Here is a 699-nt window from a genome sequence, read left to right on the forward strand (position 1 = left end):
GGATCGCCGGACCAGTGGTCGTTGAGCAGGTCCATCGCGAGGCTTCGGACGTCCTCGTGCGGGTCCTCCGTGGCGCGTTGGAATATCAGCGCGTGGGTGGCAGGGGCGCTCCGCCAGTGCTTGGCGAGCAGGGCGAGAGCGGTACGGCGGGGTGCCGGGGCGTCGTCGGCGGTGGCGCGGTCGAGGATCAGCCGGTGTGTGCGGGGTTCCGGTCCCCAGTGCTGGGCGAGCAGGCTGAGCGCGGTGTCGCGGACTGTCGCGGCGCTTGCCTCGATGGTCTGGTCGTGGATCAGCCGGTGGGTGTCGGGGGCGTCCCGGTAGTGCTGGGCGAGTTGTCCCATGACGCCGCTGCGAAGGGGTTCGGCCCGGTCGGCGTGGAAGCGTGCTCGCAGCAGGGGCAGAGTGTCGGGCCGCTCGGACCAGTGCTCGACGAGCAGGTCCAGCGCCTTCTGCCGGACGACCCACTTGTCGTCGTCGGAGGCGCGGGCGCGCACGATCTCAAGTGTGCGCGGATCCGTAGGCCAGTGCGTCGCCAGCATCTCCAGTGCCGCATCGCGCACCGTCTCGTCACTGTCGTTCAGGGCGCGGGACAGGACGAGTTCACGGGTCCCCGACTCCTGGAGCCAGCGGCTGACCACAAACGTGAGCGCGGTGCGACGGGGGTAGTAGTGCTCGTCCTCGACCGCGCGTTCGTACATC

The 699-nt window shown here is 70.1% G+C and carries 1 protein-coding gene; it reads right to left on the reverse strand.

The features are described 5' to 3' along the window. A partial coding sequence (locus ACLZOT_RS49690) for a HEAT repeat domain-containing protein (protein ID WP_416975943.1) occupies positions 1–699 on the reverse strand: 699 nt, incomplete at both ends.

It is taken from the genome of Streptomyces sp. 4F14, assembly GCF_048159485.1.
Classification (GTDB): Bacteria; Actinomycetota; Actinomycetes; order Streptomycetales; family Streptomycetaceae; genus Streptomyces.